The 6000-nt window shown below is 59.5% G+C and carries 7 protein-coding genes; 5 read left to right on the top strand and 2 right to left on the bottom strand.

Annotation, left to right across the window (positions count from 1 at the left end):
- A partial coding sequence (locus ACT3UQ_RS12190; protein WP_444637180.1) for an SDR family oxidoreductase occupies nucleotides 1-497 on the bottom strand: 497 nt, incomplete at its 3' end.
- 168 nt (nucleotides 498-665) lie between these two features.
- Between ACT3UQ_RS12190 and ACT3UQ_RS12185 the strand changes: the two genes are divergently transcribed.
- On the top strand, nucleotides 666-1667 hold the full coding sequence (locus tag ACT3UQ_RS12185) for an AEC family transporter (RefSeq protein ID WP_105554014.1): 1002 nt from the start codon (nucleotides 666-668) through the stop codon (nucleotides 1665-1667).
- A 215-nt stretch (nucleotides 1668-1882) separates the two neighbouring features.
- On the opposite strand, the gene ACT3UQ_RS12180 is transcribed toward ACT3UQ_RS12185, so the two are convergent.
- Entirely contained in the window at nucleotides 1883-2068 is a 186-nt protein-coding gene (locus ACT3UQ_RS12180) for a hypothetical protein (RefSeq protein WP_096282807.1), read from the bottom strand.
- 318 nt (nucleotides 2069-2386) lie between these two features.
- Here ACT3UQ_RS12180 and uraD point away from each other — a divergent pair, with 318 nt between their 5' ends.
- The 4 genes from uraD (at nucleotide 2387) to ACT3UQ_RS12160 (ending at nucleotide 5807) form a co-directional block, all read left to right on the top strand.
- The gene (uraD, locus tag ACT3UQ_RS12175) at nucleotides 2387-2881 is read left to right on the top strand and encodes a 2-oxo-4-hydroxy-4-carboxy-5-ureidoimidazoline decarboxylase (RefSeq protein ID WP_105554013.1); all 495 of its coding nucleotides are present in this window, start codon (nucleotides 2387-2389) and stop codon (nucleotides 2879-2881) included.
- A gap of 28 nt (nucleotides 2882-2909) precedes the next feature.
- Nucleotides 2910-3266 (top strand): hydroxyisourate hydrolase, encoded by a 357-nt coding sequence (gene uraH, locus ACT3UQ_RS12170; protein ID WP_105554012.1) that lies wholly within the window; start codon nucleotides 2910-2912, stop codon nucleotides 3264-3266.
- A gap of 4 nt (nucleotides 3267-3270) precedes the next feature.
- Nucleotides 3271-4194: a factor-independent urate hydroxylase gene (gene pucL, locus ACT3UQ_RS12165; RefSeq protein ID WP_105569345.1), complete on the top strand. Its 924-nt coding sequence runs from the start codon at nucleotides 3271-3273 to the stop codon at nucleotides 4192-4194.
- A gap of 77 nt (nucleotides 4195-4271) precedes the next feature.
- Nucleotides 4272-5807 (top strand): nucleobase:cation symporter-2 family protein, encoded by a 1536-nt coding sequence (locus ACT3UQ_RS12160; RefSeq protein WP_176484040.1) that lies wholly within the window; start codon nucleotides 4272-4274, stop codon nucleotides 5805-5807.
- The last annotated feature ends 193 nt before the right edge of the window (nucleotides 5808-6000 follow it).

The following is a 6000-nucleotide window of genomic DNA, read 5'->3' as shown; positions in this document are numbered from 1 at the left end:
TTAGTCAGCCCCGTGATGGCGTGCTTGGTAACTGCATAGGCCACCGACCGTGGTCGGGGCACTTGAGCGGAAATTGATCCATTGTTGATAATTCTTCCGCCGCCATGCAGCTTCATATGCTTAAAAGCTTCGCGGGCACAATTCATCGCTCCGGTCAGGTTCACCTGGCAGACTTTCTCCCAGTCCTCCGCGCTTAGCTCATCGATGGAGACCGCGGGACCGAACGTTCCGGCATTGTTGAATAGCGTATCGAGACGACCAAAATGCTCGGTCGCCTTCGCAAATAGGCATCGAACCTCTTCGGCGGAGGAGACATCGGCTTGGACCACTAGAGCGTTGCCGTGGCCTTGTGCTGCTTCCTGCAGTGTCTGTTCGGTGCGTCCGGCCAAGACCACATTCCAGCCCTGGGCTAGTAGCAGCCGTGCGGTGGCCCGACCTATGCCGGAGCCGGCTCCGGTGATCAGGATGCTGGACGTCGGCATGTTTGCAGATGGCATATTAACTCCTTTTGGCATCTAGCCTAGTCGCAGGTGCCATGGCAGCCGCGTATGTGAATCCGCCGGAGCATGCCTGAAGTTCGGCAGGTCCAGCGAAGCCGATGCAGGTTGCCGCGGGAAGGACAACTAGGCTTGGAAAGACTCAAAAATGAACTTTGAAGGAGTCTTGTGTTCCTCGACGTGCTGTTCGGTGTCCTGCCGCTGTTCTTCGTGATGCTCATTGGCTACGCGGTCAGTTATTCACCGAAATTCCCGCCCAGCGTGGAACCGGCTCTGAACGTTTTTGTCTTTTACGTGGCACTGCCTGCATTGCTGTACAAGGTGGTTGCCCGGGCCGATGTTAGTCGGGGAGTTCCGTTCGATTTCCTGTGGGTCAGCATCGTCTCGACGTTGGCATTCGCCCTCATCTGTTGGGTCCTTTTCCGCTATGTGTTGCGCGTAGAGCGCGGGCGGAGCCTGGCTGGCATGCTCAGCACCAGCTTTGGCAACGTCTCCTATCTGGGAATTCCGGTAGTTCTCGGGGTGCTCGGCAGCCAAGCCGGTCTCGCCGCAGGCATGGGGCAGCTGGTCCACAACGTTATTTTTATGGTGGGTTTTCCCATCTTGGCCCAGCTGATGATGCCGGCAGGCCCGGGAAACAGGCATAAGCCCAGCGGTCGCCGGATCGCGTTGACGGTTCGCAATGCACTGCTTTATAGCCCGGTTACCTGGGCCATGGTGTTTGGCGGAGCAGTGGTGATGTGGGGGATCCCCATTCCAAAACCGCTTGATGACACCGTAGACCTCATTGCCGCCGCGGCAGCCCCCGGAGCCTTGTTCGTAATCGGTCTATCCTTGCGGCGCACCGTTCAGCGCACCCTGGACCGGCGGGCGGGGACGGCGCATACCAAGGTGCGTGGAGCCAAGCGAACCATGCTGGTCATGGTGGTTGGCAAGCTGGCGGCATTGCCTCTGCTGACCGTTTCGATGCTCTGGATTTTCGCGCCGGATCTCGAATCGATGTGGTTCAACACCGCGGTGCTTATGGCAGCTATGCCGACCTCCGCCACGGCCTACATCATGGCTCACAATGACACCGGTGACGGTGAGCCGACGGCGCTGGCCATCGTGATTACCTGCGCCCTGTCGGTAATCGCGCTTCCGGTATTGGCGCAGCTGGTGCTCAAGTAGATCCTCGCGGGCAGCACTTCTCTTCATGGTTGAAGCTCGCGCCGAAGCGGGTTCGTGGAACGATCCCGGTGCCAAGCACGCAGCGCAATGATCTTTCGATGCCTCCCTTGAGCCCCACGTCCGTTTGACGTGGGCCATTTAAGAACATAAAGGCCATGCTCGGCGCCTCCGGAACATGGCCTTTATGAAGTTTTGCACCCCTAGGGGTCGGCGAACTAGTTTCTGCGCAGCAGGCGGTCCAGGAAGCTCGGTGCCGAAGTGTTGATGCGTGCCCGCGGGGACATGTCAGGGTCCAGATTCTCGATTGGCTGGAACATGCCCGTCTGGAGCGCCGCGGTCGCCGAGAGGACCCGCGCTTCCTTAGGTGAGTAGTTGATGCTTGCCGACTGGTTGGCGGTCATGGCGACCCTCCTTTTGCGATAAGTTGATTCCGTAATGCGGAAGTTTATTTTTGTCCTACGAAAACAGTATGTCGGGTGAGCGCGGCTCCTGGCAAGGGTTTCGGCCTAAAAACTTCCCTGCGACCGAAATTTCCGACAATAAATCACACTTCAAAAAATCTCCCTCGAAAACCACTTGACGGAGGTAGTGTGAGTTGGCTTACAGTAGTGGAACGAAGATTCCACGATCCAAAAACATCGAGTCGAAGCCGATAGAACCATCGGTGGTAAGGGTGTTCAGCCATCGGATCGTGGTGTAAGAAAAGAGCTGATCACCCGATGGACCTGCATGTTTTTAACAACTTACCCGAGGCAGACGCTGCCGCCGTCTTGCGGCCATGCCTCGATGTGGAGCGTTGGATCAACGAGCTTGTGGCCGCACGCCCCTATGCAGACAGTGCTGCGCTAACGGCCGCAGCCCAACGCAGTGCCGCGCCCTTTGGCGAGTCAGAAATCGCTGCGGCGCTGGCGCATCACCCCCGCATCGGCGAGCGGGCTCAGGGAGATTCCGCCGAAGCTTCGCTCTCCCGGGGCGAGCAAGCAAGCCTGCGGCTCGATGACGATGTCACCTCCCGTCTGGCCGAAGCCAACCGCCGCTATGAAGCCCGCTTCAACAGGGTTTTCCTCATCCGTGCCGCGGGGCGGAGCAGCAATGAAATCCTCGCCGAATGCGAACGCCGCCTCGGCAATGACGAGGACACCGAATTGCGCGAAGTAGCCGAGCAGTTGCGTGCGATTGCGCTGCTCCGCATGTCCAGCGCGGTCAGCGGCTAAAGCCAACCCTTGAGCTAAGGAGTACTTCATGGATGAATCGACCGCAGTACGCAGTCACATCACCACCCACATTCTCGACACCGGGACCGGGAGGCCTGCCTCCGGTGTCAAGGCCACGCTGGAAGCCAACAGGGCATCCGGCTGGCAAGAAATCGGATCCGGACTCACCGATGCGGACGGCCGCATCAAGACTCTGGGGCCGGCTCAGGTTGAAGCAGGACGCTACCGGATTTCCTTCGAAACCGGCGACTACTTCGGGAAGCAGGGAACGGAAAGCTTCTTCCCCGCGGTAAGCATCGACTTTTACGTCAATGACGTCGACCAGCATTACCACGTACCTCTTCTTATCAGCCCGTTTGCATATTCCACGTACCGAGGAAGTTAGAACCATGACTACCGAAATCAATGCCCCAGCAGGAACCAAGATCGTGCTTGGATCCAACCAGTATGGCAAGGCCGAGGTCCGCCTGGTAAAAATCACCCGCGACACCGATCGCCACCAGATCCAGGATCTGAACGTCACCAGCCAGCTGCACGGCGACTTCACGGCCGCCCACATCGACGGAGACAACGCCCGAGTCGTACCCACCGACACCCAGAAGAACACCGTCTACGGATTGGCCCGCAACGGCGTGGGCGCCATCGAAGACTTCCTAGTTCAGCTGGGAAATCATTTCACCGGCGAATTCGACTGGATCACCGGTGGCCGATGGGCGGCGCAGCAGTTCTTCTGGGACCGCATCAACGACCACGACCACGCCTTCTCGCAGAACAAGTCCGAAATTCGCACGGCCGTCCTGGAAATCGGGTCCGACGGAGAAAAGAGCATCGTCGCGGGGCTGGAAGGCCTCACCGTCCTGAAGTCCACGGGCAGCGAGTTCCACGGATTCCCGGTTGATCGGTACACGACGCTGAAGGAAACCACCGACCGCATCCTGGCCACCGATGTCACCGCCCGCTGGCGCTATAACCCGGAGGCCGTGGCGGCCGGCATCGACTACGACGCCGTATACAGCTCGGTGCGTTCGCTGATGCTCACCCAGTTTGCGCAGACCCACTCGTACGCGCTGCAGCAGAGCATGTACAACATGGGCCAAGCGGTTCTTGAGGCGCATCCGGAAATTGCAGAGATCAAGATGTCCCTGCCGAACAAGCACCACTTCCGGGTGGACCTGGAAGTCTTCGGCCAGGACAACCCAAATGAAGTGTTCTTTGCCGCAGATCGGCCCTATGGACTGATCGAAGCTACCCTCTCCCGCGAGGGAACCGAGGTCAACCATCCGGTGTGGGCCAATATCCCTGCATTTATCTAACCCGATGTGAAAAGGGTGTGCCGGTGCGGACACACCGGCACACCCTTTATGGCAGCGACTGACGTAGGAGGTCAGCCTTGAGCGCTACACCTGATGAATCTATCAAAGCACTACGGCCAGAGGACGCTAAATTACCATTTGGCAAGTCACTGGCCTACGGGCTTCAGCATGTCCTGACCATGTACGGGGGAATCATCGCCCCGCCCTTGATCATCGGCGGTGCGGCGGGGCTGAGCAGCGAAGAAGTCGGATTGCTCGTGGCCAGCTGCCTGTTCATTGGCGGGCTGGCAACTATCTTGCAGACTGTAGGAATTCCCTTCTTCGGAGCTCAGCTGCCGCTGGTCCAGGGAACCTCCTTTGCCTCGGTCGCCACGATGGTTGCCATCGTCAACGGGGGAGGAGGCATCCAGGCGGTCTTCGGCGCGGTTCTCGTTGCCGCGCTCATCGGGTTCCTCATCGCGCCGTTCTTCGCGCGGGTGATTAGGTACTTCCCGCCGGTGGTCACCGGGGTGGTCATTACGATGATCGGCATCTCGCTGACTCCGGTCGCGGCGAACTGGGCCATGGGAGGAAGCGCCGAGGCTCCCGATTACGGTTCCTTGCCGAACATCGGGCTCGCCGCCGGTACGCTGCTCGCCGTGCTGCTGCTTTCCAAGGTCGGCAACGCCGCAATTTCGCGGATGTCGATCCTTTTGGCTATCGTCTTCGGCACCGTGGCCGCGGCCCTGCTCGGGATGGCAGATTTCTCCGCGGTCGGTACCGGCTCGGTCTTCGCCTTCCCGCAGCCGCTGGCCTTTGGCATGCCGGTCTTTGAGCTGGGCGGAATCATTTCCATGACCATCGTGGTCCTGGTTATCCTGACCGAAACCACCGCCGATATTCTGGCAGTCGGTGAGATCGCCGGATCCCGGGTGGATTCAAAGCGCATTGCCGACGGGCTGCGTGCCGATATGGCCTCCTCGGCCGTGGCTCCGTTGTTCAACACCTTCACGCAGTCGGCCTTCGCGCAGAATGTCGGTTTGGTGGCCATCACCGGGATCACCAGCCGCTTCGTGGTCGCGGCCGGCGGCGGCATTCTGGTGGTGCTCGGCCTGCTGCCGATCCTGGGGCGTGTGGTCGCCGCGATTCCCACCCCGGTGCTCGGCGGTGCCGGAATCGTGCTCTTCGGCACCGTGGCCGCCTCCGGAATTCGAACCCTGTCCAAGATCAAATATGACGGGATGAACCTAGTCATCGTGGCAGCATCGATCTCCTTTGGCTGCGTCCCGATCGTCAAACCTGACTTCTATGCGAGCTTCCCAAGCTGGTTCGAAACGATCTTCCACTCGGGGATCTCTTCGGCCGCGATCATGGCGGTGCTGTTGAACCTGCTATTCAACGAACTGAAATTCGGGAATTCGAAGAACTCTTCGGTGTTCTCCGCCGCCCCGCCGCGCATGGTGAAGCGCGAAGAAATCTGCGGGCTGATAGAGGGAGACCACTATGAAGGTGGAAAGCTCATCGACAAAGAGGGTTACGAGATCCCCGTGGTCACGCCGGAAGAATTCGAGCAGATCCAGACGGGGGCCATCGAGATGCCTGTACCCAGAGTTGCCAAAACCGCGGAACACTGAGGAAACGGCTGAACCTGCCCCCAGCGTCGACGAAGTGCTCGATGACGAGAAATAACCATCAGCGGATAGTGCTCGCAAACCCCGGTTTGCGAGCACTTTCATTTGTGCTCCAACTATTCTCCGGCCGCACTTGCGCGGGCGATGATGCCCGCGGCAGCGAAGATGGTCTACCAGCGGACCCCGAGGGCATTGA

This window comes from Glutamicibacter sp. AOP12-B1-11 (assembly GCF_052379245.1).
In the GTDB taxonomy this organism is placed as follows: Bacteria; Actinomycetota; Actinomycetes; order Actinomycetales; family Micrococcaceae; genus Glutamicibacter.
This window is presented reverse-complemented; position numbering and strand designations above follow the sequence as displayed.